This window comes from Streptomyces sp. NPDC046203, from assembly GCF_040646255.1.
In the GTDB taxonomy this organism is placed as follows: domain Bacteria; phylum Actinomycetota; class Actinomycetes; order Streptomycetales; family Streptomycetaceae; genus Streptomyces.
The window spans coordinates 1-25462 of the sequence record NZ_JBEYZX010000026.1; the positions used below are offsets into that span (position 1 = coordinate 1).

Here is a 25462-nt window from a genome sequence, read left to right on the forward strand (position 1 = left end):
CTACGACGCCGATCTGAACCGGCGTGAGCGTGGCCTGTTCGATCCGGCGGCGGCGCCGAAGCCGTTGACGGTGGAGGAGTTCACCGCGCGGCGTGGGGCGGGTGCGGTGGTGGTCGACGCGCGTGATCCGCACGAGTTCGCGGCGGGTCATCTGCGTGGTGCGGTCAATGTGCCGGCCGATGGCCGGTTCGCCGAACAGGCGGGCACGGTGCTTGCGCCGAAGGACGAGCTGCTGGTTCTGGCGCCGCAGAATCGTGAGGAGGAGATCGTCACGCGTCTGGCGCGGATCGGTTTCGACCGGGTGACCGGCTACCTCCGTTCGCCGGAGGATGCGCTGGTCGCCCTGGCCGGCGAGGTTACGCCGGCGAGCCGGCTGACGGCCGCGCAGCTGCGTGAGGAACTGGCGGGGGACACCCCGCCGCTGGTTGTGGACGTGCGTAACTGTGGTGAGCGGGGCAGTGTCGGGTTCATCGACTCGGCTCTGCACATTTCGCTGGGTGAGCTGCCGACGCGTCTGGAGGAGATTCCTCGTGACCGGCCGCTGGTTCTGCACTGCGCGGGCGGCCATCGGTCCTCGATCGCGGCCAGTTACCTGCGTCATCAGGGCTTTACGGATGTGTCCGATGTTCTGGGCGGGTACGCGGCCTGGGCCCTGCTCGAAGCGTCGGAAGCCTGAGCCCCTGCCGGACCCCCACCCGGCACCCGCCCCCTTGTAGGGGGCCGATCAGCCACCGGAACCCGGTCGTGACCCCCGCACGGCCGGGTTCCGGTCCGTCTACCCCATGACCTGCCGGGTAGCCCCGTCCGGGCCCGCCCGGCGACCCTGCGCAGCCCCCGTCCGGCGCCGCTCGGACGGCCCCGGCGAGGCCCCGCGAGTAGACTCCCGTAGGGGTACGAGCACCGCTCCGGAGGCCGACGCGGAGGTGTCGACGTGGCCGATCCCGCGGGAGCGTCCGCCCCACGGGCCGAGTCCGGTTTCGCCGGGCTCGCCGCCGAGAATCGGCGGCTGCGGGCCGAAGCCGCCCGCCGCCGACTGCTGGACCTCGCCACCGGCGTGCTCGCCGCCCAGGTCGGTCTGTCCACGATCGAGGCGTACGACCATCTCGTCGCCCTCGCCGACGCGACCGGACTGTCCCCCGAAGACCTCGCCGCCGACGTCGTGAACGCCGTCGGCGCTCCCGGCGACCCCCGGGTCACCCCGCCCGAACCGCTGCCGCCCGGCCTGGCCCGGCGGCTGCGCCGTACCGCCGTCGCCGCCGAGACCGCCGAGGACGCCGGGGACGGTGTCCGCACCCTCCTGGAGGGCGGTCTGGTACCGCTCGGCGCCGACAGCCTGTGGTTGTGGCGTACGGTCGACGGCTGTCTCCGGCTCGCCGGGCACGCGGGTGTCGGCGCGGCGGAGGCGATGGCCTGGCAGTGGATTCCGCCGGCGGCCCCGGGGCCGTTCCACAGCGCCCTCGTCGACAACACCGCCGTATGGGTGGAGGGCGCCGCCACGCCCGGTGCCACCGTGACGACACCGACGGCACCCGCCACGCCGGATGCCCCGGAGATCCCCGAGGTCTCGCCCGTCGGTCCGCCCACCAGTCAGGCCACCAGTCAGGCCGCCGGCCAGGCCGCCGGTCCGGCCGTCGGGTCCGCCGAACCCGCCGACCCGGTCCCACTCCCCGGGGCCAGGCCAGGCGCGGCCCGGGCGCTGCTGCCGTTGCGGAGGCGCGGGGTCACCGTCGGAGTGGCCGTGGTGGGCTGGCCGGGGCCGGTCGCGTTCGGGCCCGCGCTGCGGCGCGCCGTCGGAGGTCTGATGGACGTGGCCTCGGCGGTGCTCGATCGGCCGGACGGCGAGGAGTCCGGCGCGCCGGTCCTGGTCGACGTCCTGGACGCGCTGGCACATCCAGGGGCGTTGCTGCGCACCGACACCGTGACCGGCGAGCCCGTACTCGAACACGCCAACGAGGCCGCCCTGACCGCCCTCGGCGGCATCCCGCCCGCCGAGAACCGCTCGCTCGAACGCGTCTTCCCGCAGGCCCACGGAGAACTGGCCCGGCTGGTGCTGCGCGCCCGCCACACCCGGCACCCGCAGCACGCCCCGCATCTGCCGCGCGGCCACGCGGCGCCGCCCCCGGGCCCCCTGCTCGACGTCCGCGTGCTGCGCGCGGGGGCCGAGCGGGCCGTCGTGCTGTGGCACACCATGAGCGACCCGGGTCTCGCCGCCGGCCGCGCGGTGGCCCGGCTGCAGAGCGTCGCGACCTTCCAGGACAGTCTGACCAGCGGCGACACGGTGTGGTCCGAGCAGGCGTACGCAATTTTCGGCATGTCCCGCGACGAGGCGCCGGTGCCGCTGCTCGCGCTGCGCGGCCGGATCCACCGCGAGGACGGCGACGCGCTCACCGTGCTCCTGCGCACCCTGACCGACGGCCGCTCGGGCGCCCAGGCGGTACTGCGGACCGTGCTGCCCGACGGATCCGTCCGGCATGTCCGGGTCGCGGCCGAGCCACTGCTCGAAGGGGACACGGTCACCGGCTTCGTCGGCGTCTACCAGGACGTCTCCGCCACCCGGCGCACCGAACTCGCCCTCACCGCGACCTTCGACCACCTCACCGCCGTCCGCGACCAGGCCGAGCTCCGCCACCAGCTCGCGCTCCAGCTCCAGCAGGCGATCGTCCCCGAGGCGACCGCCCTGCGCGAGCTGCCCGGCGGACTGACCGTCGCGGCCCGCTACCGTCCGGCCGCCGAGGAGTACCAGGTGGGCGGCGACTGGTACGACGTCCTGCCGCTGCCGTCCGGCAAGGTCCTGGTGACCGTCGGCGACATCGCGGGGCACGGCATCGACTCCGTCACCGGCATGGTCGCCCTGCGCAACGCGCAGCGCGCGCTCGCCTTCACCGGCCGCCCGCCGGGGCAGCTGATGAGCTGGCTCAACGAGGTCACCCTGCGCACCGGCGACGGGTCCACCGCCACGGCCGTGTGCGCGCTGTACGACCCGGAGGACGGCGAACTCGTCTGGTCCAGCGCCGGCCACCTGCCCCTGCTCCTCGTCCGCGACGGCCGGGCCCGGCTGCTCGAACCGCCCCAGGACATCCTGCTGGGCGCGGTCCCCGCGTACACCTACGAGGAACGGCGCACCGCCCTGCGCCCCGGGGACATCCTGCTGCTCTACACCGACGGCCTGGTGGAGCGCCGCCACGACGGCCTCGGGGCCGGGATCGCCCGGCTGGTCGCGGCGGCGGGGCGGCTCGCGGCGGGCGGGAGCACGGAACGGCTGGTGGACGGGCTGCTCGGGACGGAGATGGGGGACACGGACGACGACACGAGCATCGTCGCGGTCCGGGTGCGGCACCCCGGTGAACCGACTGCCGGTGAGCCGGGTGCTGGTGACCCGGGTGCGGCGGAGGGAGAGGCGGCGGATGCCGGGCCGGGGGAGGGCGAGGCGACCGGGATTTGAGGGGCAGGGCTGTGAGGAGCCGTGCTGTGCCTGCCTGGCCCCTGAGTGGCCGGCCCCTGGGCGACGGGCCCGGTACGGACACGTGCGCGGGCCGGGGTGCGGGCTCGGCCCCCTGCGGGATCGGCGTCAACTCCCCAGCCGGTGACCGATCTTGACCATCAGCTCGTCCTCGTCGACCGGCTTGGCGAGATAGTCGTCGGCGCCCGCCTCCAGAGCGCGCAGCCGGTCGCCCGGCATGGCCTTCGCGGTGACCGCGATCACCGGAAGCCCGGCGCGGGAGGGCAGCCGGCGGATCTCCTCGATGGTCCGGTAGCCGTCCATGCCGGCCATCATCACGTCCATCAGGACCAGATCGACATGGGTGTCCCCGGTGAGCAGATCGAGGGCGCGCAGACCGCCGTCGGCGGTGAGGACGCGCAGCCCGTGTGACTCCAGGACCTGGGTGAGGGCGAAGACGTTGCGGGTGTCGTCGTCGACCACGAGCACGGTGGCGGGGGTGGTGGTGGAGGTGGCGGGCGCGGCGCCCCGGTCGTGCGGGGCGTCCGCGGGCCCGGCTTCCGTTCCGGTTTCCGTCCCGACTTCCGCACCGGTCTCCGTCGCGGCGCCCGCCGCCGCCCGCGCCGCGTCCGCCGTGGTGCCCGCGGCACCCGCTTCGCCGCTCTCGACACCTCCCTCCACCGCCCGTTCGGGCAGGTGGAACGTGAAGACGCTGCCCTCGCCCGGGGCGCTCTCGACCTCGATGACCCCGCCGAGCAGCGCGGCCAGCTCCCGGCTGATCGACAGTCCGAGGCCGGTACCGCCGTACTCGCGCGCCGTGGTCCCGTCCCCTTGGTGGAAGGCGTCGAAGATGTGCCGCAGTCGGTCGCCCGGGATCCCGATGCCGGTGTCCGCGACCCGGAAGGCGAGCACCGGGCGGCCCTCGCCCTCGGCCGCCTCGCGCAGGGCGGCGGGAATCTCGTCGGGCGGGGTGTGCTCGACGGTGAGCGAGACCCGGCCGCGTTCGGTGAACTTCAGCGCGTTGGACAGCAGATTGCGCAGCACCTGACGCAACCGTGCCTCGTCGCTGGTCAGATGGGCCGGTACGTCCGGGGCGACGGTGACGGTGAAGTCGAGGCCCTGTTCGTCGGCCACCGGACCGAACGCCGCCTCCAGGTATTCGAGCAGCTGGGTCAGCGCGAAGGGCTCGCGCCGTACCTCCAGTTTGCCCGCCTCGACCTTCGACAAGTCGAGGATGTCGTTGATGAGCTGGAGCAGATCGGAGCCGGCCGAGTGGATGACCTCCGCGTAGTCGATCTGCTTCTCCGTCAGATTCCCCTCCGGGTTCTGGGCGAGCAACCGGGCGAGGATCAGCAGGCTGTTGAGCGGGGTGCGCAGCTCGTGGCTCATGTTGGCGAGGAACTCGGACTTGTACATCGACGTCCGCGACAGCTGCTGCGCCCGGGTCTCCAGCTCCTGCCGGGCCTGCTCGATGACCCGGTTCTTCGACTCGATGTCCTTGTTGCGGTCGGCGAGCAGCTCCGCTTGCTCCTGGAGTTCGGCGTTGGAGCGCTGGAGTTCACGCTGTCGGGCCTGCAACTCCTGGGTGCGGGAGCGTAGTTCGTCGGCGAGGCTGCGGGACTGGGCGAGCAGTTCATCGGTGCGCAGATTGGCCACAAGCGAGCTGAGGACGGCCCCCGCGCTGACCACGAACCGGTCCAGGAAGTCGCGTTGGAGGGCGCCGAAGGGCTGGAGGGAGGCGAGTTCGACGGCGCCGAGCACCTGGTCCTCGACCACGATCGGCAGCACGACGAGGGCCGCCGGGCCGCCCGAGCCGACGGCCGAGGAGATCGTGGCGTATCCCTCGGGCAGCGGGTCGACGAGCAGGGCGCGCCGGTCCCGGGCCGCCTGCCCCACCAGCCCCTCGCCGATCTTGAAACGGCGCGCGTGCCGGCCGGGGCCCGGGGTGGCGAGCCCGTACGCCGCCGACATGGTCAGGACCGGCCCGTACGGCCCCTCCTCCAGGATGAAGAACGCCCCGTACTGCGCCGACACCAGCGGCGGCACCTCCGCCATGATCAGCTCGGCGATCTCGGAGACCCCGCGGGTGCCCTGGAGCAGTGCCGTGATCCGGGCGAGGTTGGTCTGCAGCCAGTCCTGCTCCTCGTTCGCGCGGGTGGTGGCGCGCAGCGACTCGACCATCGCGTTGATGTTGTCGCGCAGCTCGCCGACCTCGCCGGGGGCGTCCATGGTGATGGAGCGGGTCAGATCGCCTTCGGCGACCGCACTGGTGACCTCGGCGATCGCCCGCACCTGGCGGGTCAGGTTTCCGGCCAGCGTGTTGACGTTCTCGGTGAGCCGCATCCAGGTGCCGGACACGCCCTCGACCTCCGCCTGCCCGCCGAGCTTGCCCTCGGTGCCGACCTCGCGCGCCACCCGGGTCACCTCGGCGGCGAACGACGACAGCTGGTCGACCATCGTGTTGATCGTGGTCTTGAGCTCCAGGATCTCGCCGCGCGCCGACACGTCGATCTGCCGGGTCAGATCGCCCTGGGCGACGGACGTGGTCACCTGGGCGATGTTGCGGACCTGGTTGGTGAGGTTGTCCGCCATCGAGTTGACGTTGTCGGTGAGGTCCTTCCAGGTGCCGGACACCCCGCGCACCCGCGCCTGGCCGCCGAGCTTGCCCTCGGTGCCGACCTCGCGGGCCACCCGGGTGACCTCCTCGGCGAACGACGACAGCCGGTCGACCATCGTGTTGATGGTCTCCTTCAGCTCCAGGATCTCGCCCCGCGCCTCCACCCGGATCTTCTGGGTGAGGTCGCCGCGCGCGACGGCGGTGGCGACCTGCGCGATCGAGCGCACCTGCGAGGTGAGGTTGTCGGCCATGGTGTTCACACCGGTGGTCAGCTCCTGCCACGCCCCGCGCGCCCTCGGCTCGTGCACCCGGCCGCCCAGCAGCCCCTGCCCGCCGACCTCGCCGGCCACCCGGGTGACCTCGGAGGTGAGCAGCGACAACCGGTCGACCATGTCGTTGTAGACGGCCGCGATGTCCGCCAGGACACCGTCGGCGCCTTCCGGTAGCCGTACGGACAGATCTCCGTCCCGTACGGCGGTCAGCCCGCCGAGCAGCCGCCGCAGCGCCCGCTCGTCGGGGGCGTCGGGTGCGGCCGGTGCCGTGTGGGTCGGGGCGGGGGTGCCGGGCGGGTCGGACGCGTTGCCGGGCTCACCGGGCTCGTGCGGTTCGTGGGGTTCGTGCGGCTCGTGGGGTTCTTCGGGTGAGGGGCGTGCGGAGCCCTGATCGCCGCCGGGCGCTGCTCTGCGCTGTGCCATGAAGGACCTCGTACGCCATGACGCCGTTGCCGGGATGCCGGACGCCGTGACGTGCTCGTACGGAGGGACGGTGCCTGCCCTTCGTCCACTCTAGGGCCGGGCCCGGCGCCGGGCCTTTCGGGCGCGCGCCGGCGGCGGGGTGGGCCGGTCAGGAACCGCCGGCCGGTCCCGTACCGGACAACGATGGTGCGTCCGTGCCCGGTGGTACGGGCTCGGGCGGCGCCGGTACGGCTTCCGTGGGCGGCGCGGAACCGGGCGGCGGTACGGCCTCCAGCGGTGGCGCGGGCTTCCCGGGCGACGCGGTCTCCGGTAGCGGTACGGCCTCCGGCAGTGGCACGGCCTCCGCGCGCGCCACCTCCATCGGTGGCACCTCCACCTCGAACCACACCGTCTTGCCCCCGCTGCCCCGGGGCACCGAACCCCACCGGGTCGCGAGCCGCCGCAGCAGGAAGAGTCCGTGTCCCGAGGCGCGGTCCGGCCGGTGCGGGCCGTGCGCGCGGGGCGGGACGGGGCTGGTGTCGCTGACCCGGACCCGCAGCGTCCGCCCGGCGCGGTCGAGACGGATCTCGTACGGGGCTCCCCCGTGCGTGCGGGCGTTCGTGACGACCTCGGAGACGAGCAGCAGCGCGTCCGCCACGGGGATCCGCTCGGGGTCCCCGTCCGGCCCGAACCAGTCCCGTAGCGCCCGCCGGGTCAGATCGCGGCACTCAGCGATCACCTCGGGCCCGTCCGACAGCGCGCGGCGCAGGCAGTCGCGGCCCGCCGGACCGGAGAGGATCCCGGGACCGGCGGGGATCCCGTCCGCCTCCGGGGGCCGCGCCCCGGGTTCCGTCCCTATGGCCATACGCTGCGGCTATCCACTCCCGGGCGGATCAAACCGTGTCAAAGGACAGCCGTGCGGGAATCCTCCTCCATGGACGTTCCTCACGGGACGCTCGACCGACGGACCCCGCCGCGCGACCACTCCGCGCGACCCCGGCCGCACGCCAGTGGCCGGGGTACGGCAGTACCGGGCGCCGCAGCCCGGGGACAGCCCGCCGACCGCGCGGCGCAGGCCCACCGCCTCCGTCGAAGGAGCGACATGGCCACTGTGACGGCTGCCCGTGCGCCCGCCACCGTGCGGCGCGCGGCCTTGGCGGGTCTGCCCGAGATCGCCCGCCCCACGAGCGTCTCCACCCACCGGGCGCAGACGCTGTCCGTCGCGCTGCTGGTCCGGCTGCGGGACCTGGAACCGGGCACGCCCGAGCACGCCTACGTCCGCAACACCCTGGTGGAGCTGAACCTGAGCCTGGTCCGGTTCGCCGCGCGGCGCTTCCGGCACCGCCCCGAGGAGGTGGAGGACATCGTCCAGGTCGGCACCATCGGCCTGATCAAGGCGATCGACCGCTTCGACCCGGGCCGGGGCATCGAGTTCTCGGCGTTTGCGCTACCGACCGTGATCGGCGAGATGAAACGGTTCTTCCGGGACACCAGCTGGGCCGTCCGGGTGCCGCGCCGGCTCCAGGAACTGCGGATCGACCTCGCCAGGACGGCCGACCTGCTCGAACAGCGGCTCGGCCACCGGCCGACCCGCGCCGAACTCGCCGCGTGTCTGCATCTGAGCGAGGAGCGGATCGCCGAGGGCGAACTGGCGGCCCGCGGCTATACCGCCCGCTCCCTGGAGAGCGCCCTCGACGAGGACGCGGAGACCCCGCGCACGTATCTACGCCTGCTGGCCGCGCCGGAGGCCGCGTACGAGCTGATCGAGGACCTGACCTCGCTCCGGCCGCTCATCGCGGGTCTCGACGAACGGGACCGGCACATCCTCTCGCTGCGCTTCGGTGCGGAACTCACCCAGGCGCAGATCGGCGACCGGCTCGGGCTGTCCCAGATGCACGTCTCCCGGCTGCTCGCCCGCATCCTCGACGAGCTCAGGGCGGGGCTTCTCGCAGACCGGGACGATCGGGATGCTCGGGATGGCCAGGATGGTCGGGCCGGCGACCGGAGTGATCCCGCTGAGGACCCGGGTGGTCCCCGCGACGATCACGGCGATCACGGCGATCACGGTAATCGAGGGGCCCGGGCGGCGGGGACGGGCGGCTGATCTCCAGCCACACCACCTTGCCGGGGCTGCCGTCGGCCTTGGCCGCCGAGCCCCAGGCGCCCGCCAGCCGGTCGAGCACCATCAGACCGTGTCCACCGGGCAGGGCGGGGGAGCGCGGGGCACGCGGACGCGGGGGTACGGGGTTCGCGTCGGACACCTCGATCCGCAGCCGGGCACCCGGGTAAGGCCCGTCCCCGGCCCGGTGCCTCTCGCCGTCCGGGGCTTCGTTTCCGTCTTCGTGCCCGCTGTGGCGCAGCACCAGTTCCTCGGGCCCGTCCGCGTGCAGACAGGCGTTGGTCACCACCTCCGAGACCAGGAGCAGCGTGTCCTCCGCGCGTTCGCGGCCCTCCGGGGTCGTCGCCGGGAGCCAGCCCCACTCGGCGAGCGCCGCGGCGGTGAAGTCGCGACACCGGGTCACGGCGCCGCCGGCCCCGCCGAGGACGAGCCGCCGGACCTGCTCCTTCGGCGTGGCCGGGGCGCTGCTCTGCGCGGTGGCCGGGGCCGGTGCCGGCGCGGCGGCCGGGCCTCGCGCGCCGGGGGTACCGGCACCGGGCGCGCTCACGACCCCTCCGGCGCGGGTACGCCGGCCGCGGGGCAGTCCGCGAGGGCGGCGGCCGTGTTCTCGTACACCCGGAAGACGGACAGCGCGCCCGTGATCTCGAACATCCGGTCCACCGGCGGCCCCAGCCCGGCGAGGTCGAGCCGGCCGCCCTCGTCCAGCATCCGCAGGCGGGCGCGGAGCAGCACGTTCAGGCCGGTGGAGTCGCAGAACCGCAGGCCCGCGCAGTCCACCACGATCCGCCGCCGGGGGCCGGTGTGCGTGGCCAGGGCCTCCTTGAGCGGGGCCGCGGTGTCGTGGTCGAGTTCGCCGGTCAGGGCGAGGACGACGGTCTCGTCCAGGGATCCGGCGGCCCCGGCGGCGCCCGGCGGCGGGGTCAGGGTGCGGACGGCCAGGCGCTCGGTACGTCCGGCCGGCGCCTCCCGGCGGTCCGTACCGCCGGCGCTGCCTGTGCCGCCTGTGCTGCCTGTGCCGTGCGTCGCGTTCGTATCCACCGTGCCGTTGCCGTTCATGTCGTTCATGCCGCCCATGCGCGCGCGGCCTCCCTTCCGTGCCTTCCCTCCCGTTGTTCTCCGCCTTCTCCGCCGCGCCCCCGCGCCGCGACTCAGCCGAACCCGAGGGCGGCGCGGTCCTTGGCGAAGGTGAACAGGCGCCGCGTCCCGCTCAGCGCGAACAGCTGCCGCAACTGCCGGGGCACCGGACCGGCCAGGACGATCCCCGGGTCGGCCGAGCGCGCCGCCACCAGCGCGTGCAGGAAAGCCGAGTCGCCGAAGCACACCTGCGAGATGTCGAGCACGGTGTGCCCGTCGTCGTCGTGCCGCGCCTCGGCGAGTGCCTGGCGCAGACACCCGACGGTGTGCAGATCGAACTCGCCGGTCGCGGAGAGCACGACCGTGCCGGGCCACGGCGACGGCTCGCGGACCACCCAGGCCGCTCCGTTCGGCATCCGGTACGTCCGTGGTCCGGGTACCGCGCGGTGGGCGGAGCGGCGACACCGTACGGGATCCATCTCCGTACCTCCGCGACCTCCGTGCCCCCTTCGTCTCGTTCCTTCCCGCTTCTTCGTTGCCCTTGCCGTCGAGGTCGCCTCGGTCGTCCGGGGCGTCCCCGTGTTCCTCTACGGAGCGGCTGCCCCGTCCGGCGCCGGGCATGCGCGTCATTCCGGGCCGGGCGGGGCGGGCGAGGGAGATGGGCCGCGAGCGGTGGTCAGGGGCGGGCGCTGAGTTCGATCGCGCGGAGGGCCGCCGAGAACGCGGGGCCGTCGCCGACGTCCAGAGCCGTGTCCGTGAGCTTGATGACGTGTTCGTCCCCGTGTGCGAGGGCGAGCGCGAGGAGTTCCTCCGCCGTGAGCGAGCCGGGTGCGGTCGCCGGACGCGGGGCGGCCGGGCCGTACATCGCGGTCACGGCCGCCGCGGCGGTCCACGCGGCCGCCAGGCTCGGCGCCCACTGGGCGCGGGGGAGGGCGGGCAGGACCCGCAGGACGGCGTTGGGAGCCGTGGCCGAGTGGACCAGCATCGTCGCCTCGCCGTGGCCGTGGGTCGCGTACCGGTGGGTGGCGGCGCGGACGAGTTCGGTCAGGCGCGCCCGTACCGTCTCGGGGTCGGTGACCCCGTCCGCCCACACCGGCAGGCCGGTCACCCGGGCGAGCCGGTCCGGGAAGATGCCGCGCTGCTCGGTGAGCGGGGGCACCGCGTCGAGCGCGTCGGCGGCCCGCCCGGCCCCGGGGAGCGGGGCGACGCCGGTGACGGGGAGATGGCGGGCGGCCCAGTAGCCGAGGGCCTGGCCGAGTTCGGCCAGCCGTGGCGCGGTGATCTCCGCGGCGGCGTCCTCGGTGGCCAGCAGGGTACGGACGGCGTGGCCGACCCGGATCACCGGGTGCGTGGCCGCGCCGTACAGACCCGGCAGCAGCCGGGGCCACCACTCGGCGAGCACCGCGCGCCACGGCCGGCCGGCGAGTTCGCGGTCGAAGAAGTCGATCCAGTCGGCGGCGCGGCGGATGTCCCCGAGTGCGTCCGCCCAGGTGGCGGTCGTGACCGGGGCGACACGGGATGGGAACTCGTCGAGCTTCGGCGCGTAGCGGTCGAGCCAGCGGTGCACCGCTGCGGCCCGGCCGTGCGCGGCGAGCGCCTCGACGGCCATCGGAGCGTGGTTGCTGAGCCGGCCGTGATGCTCGGGGCCGGTGATGTGCAGGCGCTGGAGGGCCTCGTCGAGGACGCCGGACGTGTCGATGTGAGCGTTCGTCATGCCGGGGCCGGTAGGGGCGCGGTCGCCCGGCGCGGAACGGTCGGAGGCCCTAGACCCGGGGGCCCGGTTCCGGAGGTCTAGGTCCGTCGGACCTGGTCATGTGACTGTCCGGCGGTGTCCGGGTGCCGGTGGTGGCACCGGCAGCGGCCCGCCCGTCGGCGAGGCGGCCTCCGCCGGAACTCCCGGCGGGAACCTTCGCTTCGCCCGGGGCGGCTCGGGCGGAACGTCAGCCGCACTCGTTGAGGCCGGCGGGGGCGACGCTGCCCGTGTTCAGGTCCACCGCGGCGACATTGCCCTTGTAATCCTGGTCCTTGAACTGAGTCCAGTACCAGATGTCGCCGCCTCCCGGCTGGGCGTCGCCGTGCCCCCAGCACCGGAACCGGACGGTCTCACCGGCGGTGAGGGTGCGGGCGCTCCCGGAGTCGTACGCACGGTCGCGGTACACCTTGATCTCCGCCTTGGCGACGGTGCAGTGCATGAACTCGCCCCGGACCTCGCAAGAGGCGGTCTGCGCGGGCGGACCGGCCGCCGGCGTCTCCGCGCCGGCCGGGCTGTCGCTCAGAGCGGCGTTGGCCAGGCCGAACACCCCTCCGCCGATGGTCGTGAGCGCGGCCGTGACCAGACCGACCTTGCCCGCCTCGGACAGGCCGCCGAACCACGCCCGTGCCCGGCGCAGGCCCGATGGCCGAGGCGGCGAAGCCGCCGGCCTGGACCCCGAGTCGGTGGTCGGACTCGGACTCGGACTCGGGTCCGTGGTCGGGCTCGCGGGCGATTGCGGGTCCGGGGCCGGGCTCGGGTCGTTGCTGGGAGAGGGCGGTGCCGAGGACAACGAGACCTCCTGGCCTTCCGTGGGCGGGCGGGCGGGCGGACTGACGACGGTAATGCATGGGTGTGATCTGGAGCACACTGTGGGATCGGGGGTGTGTGGCCTGTTGACGGCCCGGGGCATGACCATGGACCGCTTGGTGGGGACGTGGGAGCGCCCGGTCTTCGGACCCGCCCGGGGAGGGTCCGCCCCTCGGCCGTGGCCCGCCTCATGAGCGGTGGCCGAAGAACTCGACCTCGGCCAGCGCGAGTCGATGCCCGTGCTCGGCCCCGTACCAGGTCTCCGGGGCGAGCCGGGCCCGGACCACGTCCTTGCCGCGTATGTCGAAGGTCTGCTGGCCGGGTTGATCCTTGAGGGTGATGTGGTGAGTCGACGTGTTGCCGTCCGCCGCGATCAGTTCGACCCGGATCCGGGCCGGGCGGGCCTGGGTGAGGAACTCGTCCTTCTTCGCCGACGTCCCCCCGAACACCACCAGCTTCGTCACCCGTACCCCGGGCGCTTCGAAGTCGGCCTCCAGCGTCGCGCCGTCCTGCGTGACGGGCGCCCAGTAGCGGTTGGTGAAGCCGTCGAAGGCCGCGTCCGCCGGATGGCCCTTCAGTGCGCTGGACGCCCGGACGGCGGCCGGCGGCAGCGACTCGGGCGTCCCCGTCTCGTCGCGCGCGAGCCCCAGCCAACTCCCCACGTGCGGCAGGGCGAACCAGACGCCCACGGCGAGGAGCAGCAGTATCACCGGCAGCGCCACCCGGGGACGGCGCCAGGCCGGGCGCGGGCGGGTGCCCGCGACGGGGGCCGCCCGCCGCTCGCGGCGCAGCAGCCGGCGCCACCACGGCGGCCGGACGGCAGGCGGCGGCCCGGGGTCCAGGAGCAGGGCGCACCGGACGCACAGGGTGCGGTCGGCCGTGTTCTCGGTACGGCAGTTGGGGCAGCGCACGGTCGCGGCCGGCGTCTGCCGTGCGGGCTCGGGCGGTGCCTCCTCCCGCTCCGGGGGCGGCCCCGGCACGGCCGGACCGCGCTCGGCCCCCGGCCGCCGCAGCCCGGGCCCGGCTTCGGTCCCGGCCCTGGTGGTGGGCGCGGATGGGGGGCGGGGCGGTGCAAGTGGGGCGGGTGGGGCGGCCGGGGCAGGAGAGGGTGAAGGCGCGGACGACACGGGCGACGCAGGGTGGGCAGGAGGTACGGGAGGGGGAGGCGGGGCCGGAGGCGCTACGGGAGCGGCAGCGGGGGCCGGCGCGGGGACCACCGGCGGTACGGGCGGTGCGAGCACGGGCGCTCCCGCCCTCGGCGCCTCCCCTGCCTCGGCCCGCACCTCCCGCCCGGCACCATCCCCGCTCCCACCCCCGGGCCCTCCACCCCCAGGCCCCCCGTCCTCTTCCCTTTCCTCGTCCCAGTCCAGGAATGTCCCGCACGACGAACAGAACGGCGTCCCCGCCTCGTTCCGCCGCCCGCACGCCGGGCACACCATGCCACCCGGGCCACCACCCGGGCCGCCGCCCCGCCCGTCCGTACCGCTCATCCCGCGCCCCCCGGCGACAGTTCCAGCGTGAACCCCACATGCGCCGGGATCTCCCCCCGGATCAGCTCCTCGATCCGGGTCCGGCGCACCCGCCCCGGATCGGCCATCGGCAGCCGCACCGTCACCCACGGCCGCCCGCCGCCCGGCAGCGGAGTGCCCGGAGTAGCGGACCAGACCGTGCCGCCGCTCTCCGTGATCAGCGGCTCCACCCCGCCCGTCTCGACCCGCAGCGCCTCCGCGAGCCCGGCCACCGTCCCGCGCGCCCGGTGCCGGGCCACCGCGCCCCGTACCTCGGCGCGCCGCCGCTCCACCGGGACCGCGCCCGGCTCGCCGGGCGGCGGCGCCGCCACCCAGCCCGCCAGCCATTCCAGGAAGTCCTCGGGCGCGTGCCGGGGGTCGAGGTGCGCGGGCAGATTGTCGATGTTCAGCAGCACCGGGGCGAGGACCTCGTCGAGCGCCGCCAGGAACCGCGCCAGGAAGTCGTGTTCCAGATAGACCGCCGGCAGCAGGTCGATCAATGGATGCGGGCTCGGCAGCCCGGGGACGTCGCTGCGCACGGCGGTCAGACCTCCCGGACCCGCAGCTGGTGCTCGTACGAGAAGACCAGCGCGTGCGGGTCGAGCACGATCCGTCCGCCGGGCACCTCGGTGCGCTGCCCGGTCACCGGATCGGCCCGGTAGAGCCGTACGTCGTCGACCAGGTCGACGCCCGCGACCCGCTGGAGCACGGCGTACGCCTCGCCCGTCTGCACCGGCCGCCCGAACGGCCAGCCGTCGCCGGACGGACCGCCGGTGAGCGGGTCGAAGTAGCCGTTCAGCGCGGCGAGCGCCGTCTCGCGGACCCGCTCGGCCGAGGCGCCGCGCCCCGCCTGCACGGTCGCCACGAAGGTGACGCCCTGGTAGTACGGCGGCTCGACGGCGAGGCGCGCCCCGATCGGGCGGCGGGCGTCCAGATGGCCGGCGATCCGTTCCAGGGTGCCCGCGGGCGGGATCAGGTCGTCGAAGGCGATCCGGCCGTCGGCACCGCCGCGCCCCGACGGCACGACGAGCAGCCGTACCCCGGCCTCGCCGTCGTCGGGTACGCAGTGCACCCGGGCCGCGTCCGGTGCCACCTCGTGGGCGAGAAGCTCGTAATCCCTTGGTACGACGGCCCGTTGGAGAGTACGGAGGGTCAGCGGGCCCCGGATCCGGGCACTGTCCACGCTCTCGCCGTCGACCCCGCCGATCGCGGGCCGCCGGTTCTCCACCCGCGCCACGAACGGCACCGTGCCGCGCAGCACCCGCAGCGTCCCGCGCGCCACGTTGCCGTTTGCCCCGCCGCCCGTACGGTACGAACGGACCCGCACGGCGGCTCCCTTGGCGGGGACCGCACCGAAGTGCCGTACGGTGCCGTCCCGTTCCCGTACCGCCGGACCGAACTCGACCCGGCCCGTGCCCTCGTCGAGGGTGAAGTGGCGGTCGTCCGGGCCGGAGTGGGCGAAGTCGTCGACCCGCGTCCACACTTCGGCGGGCGCCGCCCCGCCACCCACGGCCGTGGTCGTAGCCGTGGTCGTGGTCATGGCCGGGATCGCGGCCCCGGTGGGCTCCCGAGGGGTCACCTCCAGGGCGAACTCGCCCGGCACCACCGGCGGTCGGGCGATCGTGAACGACTGGCCCGGTACGCCCTCCGCCGCGCCGAGAAGCTCGTCCGCGATCCGTTCCGCGTGCTCCGCGCCGACGGTCGCGCCGATCGTGAACGCGGTGACGCCCCGGACCACCGGCGGTGCCACATACGTCGGCTGGTCGGGCGCCGCCGCGACGAGCCGGCAGCGCAGCCAGCCGCCGGTGCGCCGGACGATCCGCCCCGGGGTGTGCGTGGCGGGCAGATGCAGGATCAGCTCGCCGGACCGGTTGAAGCCGCCCGTGTCGTCCTTCTCCACCTCGCACGCCGACCAGCGGCTCCCGTCCCATGCCTCCCACACCAGGGGCGGCCGCAGCGGGTCGACCCCGACGCCCTGGACGTCGCAGTCCAGCCGGAGCACCACGACCCCGGCCGGGACGGCCGCCGTGAGGCCCACGTACAGCGCGTCGCCGGGGGTGGGGGAGGGCGAGAAACAGGGCACCTCGCGGCCGAGGGCCAGCTCCTCGGTGCGGTCCGCGGCGCCGCGCCCGCCGCCGCCCTTCGCCATCCTCGGACCGCCCCCGGCCGGCGGCGCCCCGGCTCCGCCGGCCGGTGAACTCGGACCGCCCCCCGGTCCGCTCTCCTGCCGGCCCCCCTGCCCGCCTCTCTGCCCGCCCCTCTGGTCGTCGCCGTCCGCCGCCGGCCAGGTCGCGAGGGCCGCGAACGCGCACGGCGGGATCGTCAGATCGCGGGTGGTCGTGAACACCACCGCGGGCTCGGTCTCGGTACGGACCGTCGCCACCTCCGTCCCCGCCCGCACCACCACCGGCTCCGGCTGCGGCGCCGACAGCCGGAACGTCACGTCCGTCCCCGCCGCCGTCGGCGGATGCAGCCGCACCCCGATCAGGTCGAGGAACGTCAGATAGCTCTTCTCCGGCACCCGGTTCACCCGGTAGACGAGCTGGTCCACCATGGTCGCGAACGCCTCGATGAGCGTGACCCCGGGGTCCGACACATTGTGGTCCGTCCACTCCGGGCAGCGCCGCTGGACGTACCGCTTGGCCTCGTCCACCAGGCCCTGGAAACGCCGGTCGTCCAGATTCGGGCTCGGCAGGGTCATGCCCGGTCCTCCTGGGGGATCACATAGAACGGGAAGACGAGATTGCGCGGGTCGTTGGCGCCGCGCACGGTGTAGCCGATGTCGATGTACAACACTCCGTTGTCGGCCTCGTCGAAGCGGACCGCGACCTCGGTCACCTCGATGCGCGGCTCCCACCGTTCCAGCGCGAGCCGTACCTCGTAGGCGAGTTGCCCCGCCGTGCCCGCGTCGGCCGGCGCGAAGACGTAGTCGTTGACGGCGCAGCCGAACTCCGGACGCATCGGCCGCTCCCCGGGCGAGGTCGCCAGGATCAGCCGGATCGACTCCTCCAGCTCGCGCTCGCCCCGGACGAGGGCGATCGACCCGGTGGCGTCGGTACGCGGCGGGAACGCCCAGCCCGCGCCGATGAACTCCTGTCCCATGCCGCTCCTCAGCCTCCGATCAGTACCGATGCGCACCCCGACACGACCGTCGAACCGCAGCCCGACAGATCGCCCGCCCGGGCCGCCGGCCGGCCCCCGATGAGGACCGTCGCCGAGCCGGGCGGTACGAGCACGGACGGCGGATGGCCGACCGGGGACTGGCACTGGTGCGCGGTGCCGACCGTCGCCGCGGGCCGCCCGCCGATCAGGACCGACGGCACGCCGGGCGGGCCGATCACCCCTGGATGCGCGGTGGGATCGCCGACCCGCGCCGCGGCCGCCGCTGTCTGTGCCATCTCCCGCTCCGTTCCTGCCGATTCACCGACTCACCGACTCACCGAATCACCGACTCGCCGAGTCGTCGCTTCGCCGTTTCGCCGCCTTGCCGGGCATCCGCCCGCGACGATCAGTTGATCTTGACCAGGGGCGCGCTGACCGACAGCGTCGTCCCGCCCTTGAGTTCCGTACGCTGCGTGCCGTCCACCGTGACCGAGGCGCCCTGGACGTCCACCGCGCCGCCGGTCGCCAGCCGTACCGCGCCCTGCCCGCCGTCGACACTCACACCCTGACGTCCAGTCAAGGTCACGCTGTCACCGCGCAGTTCGAGCGCACCGTGCTCGGCGTCGACGCTCACCCCGCCCGAGGCCGTGATCGACACCTTCTCCTTCGCGCTGATCCGCACCGCGCCGTCGCTGCCGATGGTGACCGTCGTCCCCGACTGGTCCAGGTCGATCGTCAGCTTCCCGTCGCCGGTCCGCAGCTTCACGCCCTGCGCCCCGCCCGCCGCGTCGAGCAGTTCGAGCCGGTGCCCGCCCTTGGACGCGAAAGCACGCCGGTCCACCGCCCCCGAGGTCGGATCGACCTGCCCGCCGCCCGACGGCCGGTCCTGCCCGTTGTACAACCCGCCCAGGACGTACGGACGATCGAGCCGTCCCAAATCGAAACCGACCACCACCTCGTCGCCGACCTCCGGGATGTACGGCTCGCCGCCTCCGGTGCCGGACGCCTGTGCCGTACGCGCCCAGTCGCTCGCGTACTCGTCCGACAGCCACGGGAAAGCCACCTTCACCCGGCCCGAGCCCTCCGGGTCCTGGGTGTCCGTCACCGTCGCGTTCACCAGACCGCCGCCGCCGGTGTTCGGGGACCGGCCGGACGCTCCGCCGCCCGTCAGGCCGTACAGCGAGCGCTCCTGCTGCCCCGACACCGTCAGCCAGGTCTCGTAGCCGCGCAGCGCGTCGAAGACATGCCGTGACGACGTGACCGTGTACCGGCCCTCGAACGGCTCCCCGACCGCGTTCAGCGCCACCGCCGAACCCGCCCGCACCTCCGGATTGCCCCGGATCACCGCCTCCAGCTCCGCGAACGCGCCCGCGATCCGCTCGGCCAGCGCCTTCGCCGCCCGGTCGACCCGCTCCTGCGTCCCGTACCCGCCGTCCGTCACCACATGGCGGGCCTCCCCGAACGGCGCCGTCACCTCGGCCGCCGTCACCCCGAGCGCGAGCGACGGTGAACTGCCCGCCGGGGCCCGGCCCACCAGCGCCCGCTTGCCCCGCACGTCCCAGCCGCGCACCTCCACCTCGGAGACCTGCTCGGCCGCCGACACCGACGCCCGGCAGCGCAACAGATTGGCCCCCAACTCCAGGACCAGAGGGTCGCGTTCCGCGCGCGCCGACGCGTCCGGCGCGCCGCCCGCCGCCGGCGGCTTCGCCACATGCAGCCGCCCGCCTTGGACATACGCCTGCGCGCCCGCCTCCTCGGCCAGGCCGCGTACGAACTCCCAGTCCGTGACGTTGGATTGGACGACATGGTCGAGCACCGGACCCGCCACGTCCACCGTGCCCGGCTTCAGCCCGGCGCGCCGGGCGACCTGGGCGACGATGTCGGAGAGCGTCATGTTCTGGTAGCCCGCCACCCGCGCCCCGCGCAGCAGCCGGCAGGTCTCGTCGAGCCCGCGGACCACCGTGAACGTGCCCGACTCGTCCAGCTCCAGTTCGAGCGCCGTCACCATCCCGTCGAGCAGCGGACGCGGCTCCGTGCCGCCCCCGCCCCGGGCCAGCAGCCGGATCTCCGCGCCGACCGCGATCCCGCCCTGCGCGAGCAGGGTCCGGTCCGGGTCGCGGAACCGCAGCAGGAACAGATCGGGCAGCGTCCGACTGTCGTCGACGTACCCCTCGACCAGGGTGTTCATCAGCCGGGCCGGCAGCGGCCGGCCCGCCACCTCCACGACGAGCGCCGACGCGACGCCGGGCGGCGCCATCAGCGCTCCCCCCGGCCGTCGGTCGTGCGCCCGCCGCCGGTGGCGTATCCACCGTCCCGCCACCTGTCGTCCGGCCGCGCTCCGTCTCGCAGCCGGCCCAGCTCGTCGGGCGCGGGCAGCAGCAACTGCCGTCCGGGGGCGAGCCGCAGCGGATCGTCGATGCCGTTCGCCTCCGCGATCACCCGCCAGGCCGCCGGATCCCCGTACTCGCGCTGCGCCAGCGACGGCAGCGAATCCCCGGCCGCCACCCGGTGCGTCCGCCGCGCGGTGAGCGCCCCGGAGGTCGGATTCTGCCCCGGGGTCTCGCCACTGATCTCCTCCATCGTGACCTGGCAGACCGCCCGGATCGGCACCCCGGACGTGGTGAACAGGGTGTATTTCGCCTGCACTTGACTGACATAGCCGGGGAATCCGGTGAGCCCGCCCCAGTGGAACACCACCCACGGCGGCGACGAACGCTGCTGCTGCCGGGTCTCGCTCGTCGGCACACAGCACGCGAAGAGCTGCTCCACCGCCGTCACCACCCGGTTGTCCTGGGTGTCACCCGCGTCGAAGAACATCTCCACCGTCAACTTGCTGGGCTGCGGCCCCTGGTACTCCGGCGGCCCGGCGCTCTTCGCGCCCTTCGCCGGAGTCCGCTTCCACGCCGCCGCCTTCGTCAGGCTCAACTCCTTCGGATTGAACTGGAATTCGATCCGGCCGCACGGACCGCCCGGAGTGAGGCCGCCGCCCGACGGCGGGGTGCGCAGCTCCAGATACGCGTGCTCCAGCTTCGGCCGCGCGGACGCGCCCTTCCCGGACGCGGCCGTGACACCGGAGGTGCCGGCCGCACTGAAGGCGATCGGGCCGCCGGGAGGCGGTGGGGCCATGGACTCAGCCCTCCATCACATAGCCGTGATGGGCGATCTCGATCGTCTCCGTCGCCACCTTCGGCGACTCGGGCGTGAACGACGGCCCCGTCCACCGCACCGGCACCACTTCGAGCAGCCCCCACTGGGCGACCGTCCGCCCGTCCCCGGTCCGCGCCTCGATGTGCGCGGTCTTGCGGGTGAACCCGGTCGTCATACTGGCGAACCAGCGCGCCACCTTCTCGGTGTCCCGGGTGAGCGGCCTGGACAGCTTGACGTTGGAGTACTTCAGCCGGGTCGGCAGCTGCCACACATGCCCGTTGTTCCCGCCCTCCTCCCGGGTCTCCAGGACGACCTCGCAGCCCAGTCCCTCACAGGTGTTGAACGACCCGAGTTCGATGTCGTCGACGGTGACGACGAAGCAGACGCTGACGGCGGGCTCGTCGTTCTTGGCGGCGGTGGCCACGGGAGCTCACTCCTCTCGGACGCGGGTCAGGGGTGGGGGCGGGTGATCGGGGGATCGCGGGCTGTCAGGGGCGTGGGCTGTCAGGGGCGCGGTCTGTCAGGAGTGGGGGTTCAGGGGCGGGTGTCGAGAAGCCGGCCGGCGCGTTCGCGGTCGAGCCGCAGATCGGCCTTGAGGAGGCGGGCGAGCGGCGGATAGAGGGCGCGGACGAACTCGTCGGTGACGGGCGGGGTGCCGGGCGCTCCCGGGGAGCCGGGCGGGCCGGCGGCGGGAGAGCCCGGGGGCGCGGTGGCCTCGGGACCGGGCTCCGGTGCCGGCTCGGGCTCGGGCGTCGGTTCGGGAGGCGGTTCCGGGGCGCCGGCGGCGGGCTCGGGTACGGGATCGGGCGGCGGGGGCTCCTCGGTGACCGTCTCCCGTTGGACGAAGAACCCGGGGGCGGGCGGCACGGACGGCACCGCCCGAGGGGGCGGCGAGAACACCACGCTCCCGTCGGCCATCCGCTGCGCGATCCCGGCGGCCACCGCCACGTCCCCGGCATCACGCGGCGCGTGGGGCGCGGCGGCCCCGGGCGCCGGGGAGACGGACGGCGCGGCGGGCGGCTCGGCCCCGGGCCGCAGCCGCTGTACGGCGACGGTGGCCGGGACGGGCGCCCGCGTCGCGCGCTGCACGGGTGCGGTCTCCCAGCGCACGGCCTGGACGGCGGGAGCGGGCGCCACGGTCCGCTCGGCCTGCTCTTCAGTGACGGTACGCAGCTGGAGCGGCCGGTCGGCGAGCAGCGGCGCCACCGGCTCCGGTGCGGGCTCGGGCACGGGCGGGAGTGGGGGCGCCGCGTCGGGGAGGGCAGCGGGCTCCTCGCGTACGGGGGTGAGTGCGGCAACGGTCGTACTTTCCCGCGCTGTTGGAAGGGGCGACGAAGGTGGGGCGGACGCCGAGGCCGTCCGCTGGGCCGTGGGCGGCAGCCCCGGCAGCGGCGCCCCGAGACCGGGCGCACGGCGCGGCGCGGGGGAGGGGACCGACGAGGCCGATGGGGCCGACGAGACCGACGGCCCCGGCTGGTCGGCGGACCGCTGGACGCCGGGCGGAGGCGACGCCGGAGCTTCCCCGGGCAGTTCCATCGGCGTCCGCTCGCCGACCAACGGCCTTACGGGAGAGGCGGGTTCGCCGTCCGGCACATCACCGGGCACGGATGCCGGATCCGCCGCCGAGGGCTCATCCGGTACGGAGCCGGAGACGGCGGGCAGCTCGGTCTCGCGCTGGACCGGAATTCCGGCGGTGTTTCCCTCGAACGGCGACGACGACGGTGACGGCGACATCGAGGGCGAGGGTGAGGGTGAGGGTGAGGGTGACGGCGAGGAGCGTGGGCCGGTCGGACGTACGACAGTCGTGACGGGATCCGCCCCGGTGAGGGTACGGCTGGCGACCGGGCCCTCCATCGCACCGGGGCCGTCGAAGCCGTCCCGTTCGCCAGGCCCCGCCCCGCCCGCCGTCTCCTGGAGCGCGGGTGCCGGGAGCGCCCGTACCGGAAAGTCGACCACCGACCGCTGGACCGGTGCCGTCACGCCTCCGGCCACCCCGCTCGGCGCCTCGGCGCTCACCAGATGCCCGAGGGGCGAGGTCAGGGCGGTGGACCGCCGGGTCGACAGCCCGCCCTCGAAGCCGGACGGATCGGTGAGAAGCGGCGGGGTGTCCAAGACGCGCTGGAGCGGCGGGAGTTCGGGCAGGTCGAGCCGGTCCTCGCGGGTCGCCGCCGGCGTCGGCTCGGGGGCGGGCCCGGAGCGGGGAGCCGACTCCGGCGCCGCCGCGCCGGGCCTCGTACCGCGCAGCCAGGACAGCAGTCCCATCGTTCCGGCCCCTCCCCGTCATCCTCCGCCGAGGCGGGTCGCCTGGGCGACGAACCTCAGCCGTTCCGCGTGCTCCAGGTCGAGGAGCTGATCCAGTGGCCAGTGGAAGTGATAGGCGAGGTACGCGACTTCCTCGTAGAGCCGGTCGGCCGCGTACGTCACGATTCCCCCAGGCGGCCACCGGCGAGATCCACCGCGAACTCCTCCTGGCAGGACGGACAGGTGACGGCGGCCCGGGTGTGGCCCTCGGCGTTGACGCGCCGGTAGAAGTCCTGGAGGAAGGCCAGGTCCGAGGCGAACAGGTCCTCGACGATCCCCGGATGGATGTCGTCGACGCCGCCGATCCGGGTGACGACCCGGGAGATGAGGACCACCGACAGATAGGCGGGGTTCTCCCGGACCCGGTCGTCCCGCAGCGGCACCAGCTCGTCGCGGGCGGTCGCGAGACGCATCACCCCGTCGCGGTGCACGACGCCCCGCTCGTCCACGTACCCGCGCGGCAGCCGGAACGGGAATTCGGTGCGCAGCCCCACCCCGGGATCCGCGCCGGAACCCGCAGCGAAGCCGGGACCGGACCCCGGACCGAGCCCCGGACCGAATCCCGCCCCCGTCCCTGGCCCCGGACCCGTTCCCGCAGCCGTCGCCGGTGCCGCATCCGGGTCGAAGCCCTCCGCCCGGCGCGGCACGGCCGCCCCCGAACGCCGCATCAGTCGACTTCCATGCTCTCGTAGGTGATCACCAGTTTCTCCGTGAGCACGGAGGTGTCACCGGCCTTCAGGGTGCCGATCTCCAGGGACTTCGGCCAGGCGTTGATGAGCTTGTAGCGTTTGATGGGCAGGCCCTCGTAGTCGTAGACGATGATGGCGCCGTTGCGGCGGGCGCTCGTCATCTGCCCGAACCGCGATTCCTTGACCCACCGCTCGAAGCTGTTGTCCTCGGTCAGACCGCGGCTGACCGTCACCTCGCCCGCCTTGGGCCGGCCGGGCAGCTTCTTGATGGCGTACTTGCCGTCGGCGGTGTTCTGCTTGAGCTCGATGACGTCCTGTTCCATCTTCAGACCGCTGACCTCGGTGATCTGCTTGATGAGCACGCTGTCGAACTCCAGGCCGAAGGAGTGTCCGACGGAACTGTCGAGATTGGGCAGGGGCACGGTCGACTCCTCACTCGTCCACGGCACCGGTGCCGCTGGTCAGCTGTGACAGGCGGAAGACCACGAACTCGGCCGGCCGGACCGGCGCGACACCGATCTCGCAGATCACCTGGCCCCCGTCGACGCTCTCCGGAGGGTTCGTCTCGCGGTCGCACTTCACGTAGAACGCCTCGTCGGGCGTGAGGCCGAACAGCGCACCCCTGCGCCACTCGTTGACCAGGAAGGCGGCGACGGTGCGGCGGATCCGTGCCCACAACGCGTCGTCGTTCGGCTCGAACACCACCCACTGGGTGCCCGCGAGAATCGACTCCTCCAGGTAATTGAAGAGCCGGCGGACATTGAGGTAGCGCCAGGCCGGATCCGAGGCGAGCGTCCGCGCGCCCCACACCCGGATGCCCCGGCCCGGGAAGGCGCGGATGCAGTTGACCCCGGCCGGGTTCAGCCGGTCGTGCTCGCCCTTGGTCAGCTGGGTCGCGAGCGCCACCGCGCCCCGGACCACCTCGTTCGCCGGCGCCTTGTGCACCCCGCGCTGGTCGTCGTTGCGGGCCCATATCCCGGCGATGTGACCGCTGGGCGGCACGAGGGTGATCCGGCTGGTGGACGACGGGTCGGCGACCCTGATCCACGGGTAGTAGAGCGCCGCGTACTTCGAGTCGTAACCCGCCCTGTCCGTACGCCAGTCGCCCACCTCCTGCGGGCTGAGGCCGGGCGGCGGGTCGAGTACGGCGACCCGGTCGCCCATCAGCTCGCAGTGGGTGATCAGGGCCTGCTGGACCGCGATCACGCCGTCGAGATCGAGCAGCCCGCGCTCGTACGCGCTCATCAGGTCCGGGACGGCGACCGTGGTGATCTCCTCGACGGCCTCCAGGCCGCCGATGCCGGACCGGCGGTCCGCGTTCCCGACGTACACCTCGGGGCCGAGGGCCGGCGTCCCGGATCCGCCGGGCGCGGGCGCCGCCGCGGCCAGGGTGACGGTCTGCGGCTCGGGGCGGGCGGGCGCGGCGCCGGTGCCGGGCTCGGTGATCTCGATCAGCGCGGAGGAGGCGTTGACGCGGGTGGCGACGTTCTCCTTGCTCCGCTTGGTCGTGACCGACGCGTACTCCTCGACCTGCTCGCCGTCGCGCCGGACGATCACCCGGAAGGCGTCGGTCGGCGGGTCGTCGCCCTCGGCGTCCGCGATCTCGACGGTGATCGTGCCGGTGACGCCGGGCCGGGCGACGACGGAGTACGCGCCGATGGCGGTGGGCTCGGCCGCTGCCGGCAGGCCCGCACCCGCACCCGCACCCGCTTCCGGCTCCGCTCCCGCGCCGTCCGGGGGAGCGGTTCCGTCGTCGACCCGTACGACGTAACAGGTCCCGCCGCCGTTGGAGAAGAAGCCGTACACCGCGGCGGCGAGATACGTCCCCTCGACGAAGTCGCCGAACCGGGCCGTGAACTGGCTCCAGTTGGTGATCAGCGTCGGTTCGTCGAAGGGCCCTTTCCGCGCGAAACCGATGAAGGCGGCGACGGAGGTGCCCACCCCCTCGATGGGGCGAGAGCCCGACTCGACCTCTTCGACATAGACGCCGGGGGACAGATACGACGGCATGTGGTGCTCTCTCTCCTCGATGTCACGTCACGTCACTCTTCGAGACTCCTCGAGCGGGGAACCGGCGCCATTCTCGCCACCGTGCCGATCACCGGGAACGGATGATCGGCCGCCCCCCTGGGCACCGTGGGCTGCCCGATGGGGCAGCGCGGCCGGGGTCCGGATCGGCCCCCGTTTCCCTCGGTACGGGGTGCGGGCCCGGGCAGGCTGGCCGTACGGCCC

At 74.2% G+C, this 25462-nt stretch carries 22 protein-coding genes; 3 read left to right on the forward strand and 19 right to left on the reverse strand.

Going from position 1 to position 25462, the window contains the following annotated elements:
- Together ABZ990_RS19360 and ABZ990_RS19365 are read left to right on the forward strand one after the other, a co-directional pair.
- Positions 1-676: rhodanese-like domain-containing protein (locus ABZ990_RS19360; RefSeq protein ID WP_361232588.1), on the forward strand; the 676-nt coding region annotated here is incomplete at its 5' end.
- Positions 677-931: 255 nt separating this feature from the next.
- A complete protein-coding gene (locus tag ABZ990_RS19365; protein WP_361232591.1) occupies positions 932-3442 on the forward strand; it encodes a SpoIIE family protein phosphatase in 2511 nt (836 codons plus the stop codon).
- Between the two features lie 126 nt (positions 3443-3568).
- Here the strand turns inward: ABZ990_RS19365 and ABZ990_RS19370 are convergent, their stop codons facing one another.
- Together ABZ990_RS19370 and ABZ990_RS19375 are read right to left on the reverse strand one after the other, a co-directional pair.
- On the reverse strand, positions 3569-6751 hold the full coding sequence (locus ABZ990_RS19370) for a HAMP domain-containing protein (protein ID WP_361232594.1): 3183 nt from the start codon (positions 6749-6751) through the stop codon (positions 3569-3571).
- Between the two features lie 148 nt (positions 6752-6899).
- Positions 6900-7595, reverse strand: coding sequence for an ATP-binding protein (locus ABZ990_RS19375; protein WP_361232597.1), 696 nt, complete (start codon positions 7593-7595; stop codon positions 6900-6902).
- A 237-nt stretch (positions 7596-7832) separates the two neighbouring features.
- On the opposite strand from ABZ990_RS19375, the gene ABZ990_RS19380 reads away from it, so the two are divergent.
- Positions 7833-8834 (forward strand): SigB/SigF/SigG family RNA polymerase sigma factor, encoded by a 1002-nt coding sequence (locus ABZ990_RS19380; RefSeq protein ID WP_361232600.1) that lies wholly within the window; start codon positions 7833-7835, stop codon positions 8832-8834.
- 558 nt (positions 8835-9392) lie between these two features.
- Here ABZ990_RS19380 and ABZ990_RS19385 read toward each other — a convergent pair.
- The 17 genes from ABZ990_RS19385 to ABZ990_RS19465 all read right to left on the reverse strand — a co-directional run bounded on the left by ABZ990_RS19385 (position 9393) and on the right by ABZ990_RS19465 (position 25240).
- A complete protein-coding gene (locus ABZ990_RS19385; protein WP_361232789.1) occupies positions 9393-9734 on the reverse strand; it encodes an STAS domain-containing protein in 342 nt (113 codons plus the stop codon).
- Positions 9735-9997: 263 nt separating this feature from the next.
- Positions 9998-10339, reverse strand: a complete 342-nt coding sequence (locus tag ABZ990_RS19390) for an STAS domain-containing protein (protein ID WP_361232603.1) — start codon at positions 10337-10339, stop codon at positions 9998-10000.
- 260 nt (positions 10340-10599) lie between these two features.
- The gene (locus ABZ990_RS19395) at positions 10600-11637 is read right to left on the reverse strand and encodes a questin oxidase family protein (protein WP_361232606.1); all 1038 of its coding nucleotides are present in this window, start codon (positions 11635-11637) and stop codon (positions 10600-10602) included.
- Between the two features lie 226 nt (positions 11638-11863).
- Positions 11864-12223 carry a hypothetical protein gene (locus ABZ990_RS19400; RefSeq protein WP_361232608.1) on the reverse strand — a complete coding sequence of 120 codons (360 nt, stop codon included), beginning with the start codon at positions 12221-12223 and terminating at the stop codon, positions 11864-11866.
- 448 nt (positions 12224-12671) lie between these two features.
- Positions 12672-13463 carry a discoidin domain-containing protein gene (locus ABZ990_RS19405; protein ID WP_361232611.1) on the reverse strand — a complete coding sequence of 264 codons (792 nt, stop codon included), beginning with the start codon at positions 13461-13463 and terminating at the stop codon, positions 12672-12674.
- Between the two features lie 506 nt (positions 13464-13969).
- Positions 13970-14530 (reverse strand): phage tail protein, encoded by a 561-nt coding sequence (locus ABZ990_RS19410; RefSeq protein ID WP_361232614.1) that lies wholly within the window; start codon positions 14528-14530, stop codon positions 13970-13972.
- A gap of 5 nt (positions 14531-14535) precedes the next feature.
- Positions 14536-16692 (reverse strand): putative baseplate assembly protein, encoded by a 2157-nt coding sequence (locus ABZ990_RS19415; protein WP_361232616.1) that lies wholly within the window; start codon positions 16690-16692, stop codon positions 14536-14538.
- Positions 16689-17093, reverse strand: a complete 405-nt coding sequence (locus ABZ990_RS19420) for a GPW/gp25 family protein (RefSeq protein ID WP_361232619.1) — start codon at positions 17091-17093, stop codon at positions 16689-16691. The genes ABZ990_RS19415 and ABZ990_RS19420 overlap by 4 nt, the downstream gene beginning before the upstream one ends.
- A gap of 8 nt (positions 17094-17101) precedes the next feature.
- Positions 17102-17389, reverse strand: a complete 288-nt coding sequence (locus ABZ990_RS19425; RefSeq protein WP_361232621.1) for a PAAR domain-containing protein — start codon at positions 17387-17389, stop codon at positions 17102-17104.
- A 110-nt stretch (positions 17390-17499) separates the two neighbouring features.
- Entirely contained in the window at positions 17500-19350 is a 1851-nt protein-coding gene (locus ABZ990_RS19430) for a VgrG-related protein (RefSeq protein ID WP_361232624.1), read from the reverse strand.
- A complete protein-coding gene (locus ABZ990_RS19435; RefSeq protein WP_361232626.1) occupies positions 19350-20219 on the reverse strand; it encodes a LysM peptidoglycan-binding domain-containing protein in 870 nt (289 codons plus the stop codon). Before ABZ990_RS19435 ends, ABZ990_RS19430 begins: the two co-directional genes overlap by 1 nt.
- A 4-nt stretch (positions 20220-20223) precedes the next feature.
- Positions 20224-20664, reverse strand: coding sequence for a phage tail protein (locus ABZ990_RS19440; RefSeq protein WP_361232629.1), 441 nt, complete (start codon positions 20662-20664; stop codon positions 20224-20226).
- A gap of 110 nt (positions 20665-20774) precedes the next feature.
- Positions 20775-22502: a hypothetical protein gene (locus tag ABZ990_RS19445; RefSeq protein ID WP_361232632.1), complete on the reverse strand. Its 1728-nt coding sequence runs from the start codon at positions 22500-22502 to the stop codon at positions 20775-20777.
- 18 nt (positions 22503-22520) lie between these two features.
- Positions 22521-22664: a DUF6760 family protein gene (locus ABZ990_RS19450; RefSeq protein WP_361232635.1), complete on the reverse strand. Its 144-nt coding sequence runs from the start codon at positions 22662-22664 to the stop codon at positions 22521-22523.
- A complete protein-coding gene (locus ABZ990_RS19455) occupies positions 22661-23209 on the reverse strand; it encodes a hypothetical protein (RefSeq protein WP_361232638.1) in 549 nt (182 codons plus the stop codon). Before ABZ990_RS19455 ends, ABZ990_RS19450 begins: the two co-directional genes overlap by 4 nt.
- Positions 23209-23652: a phage tail protein gene (locus ABZ990_RS19460; protein ID WP_361232641.1), complete on the reverse strand. Its 444-nt coding sequence runs from the start codon at positions 23650-23652 to the stop codon at positions 23209-23211. Before ABZ990_RS19460 ends, ABZ990_RS19455 begins: the two co-directional genes overlap by 1 nt.
- A gap of 10 nt (positions 23653-23662) precedes the next feature.
- A complete protein-coding gene (locus tag ABZ990_RS19465; RefSeq protein ID WP_361232643.1) occupies positions 23663-25240 on the reverse strand; it encodes a phage tail sheath subtilisin-like domain-containing protein in 1578 nt (525 codons plus the stop codon).
- Between the last annotated feature and the right edge of the window lie 222 nt (positions 25241-25462).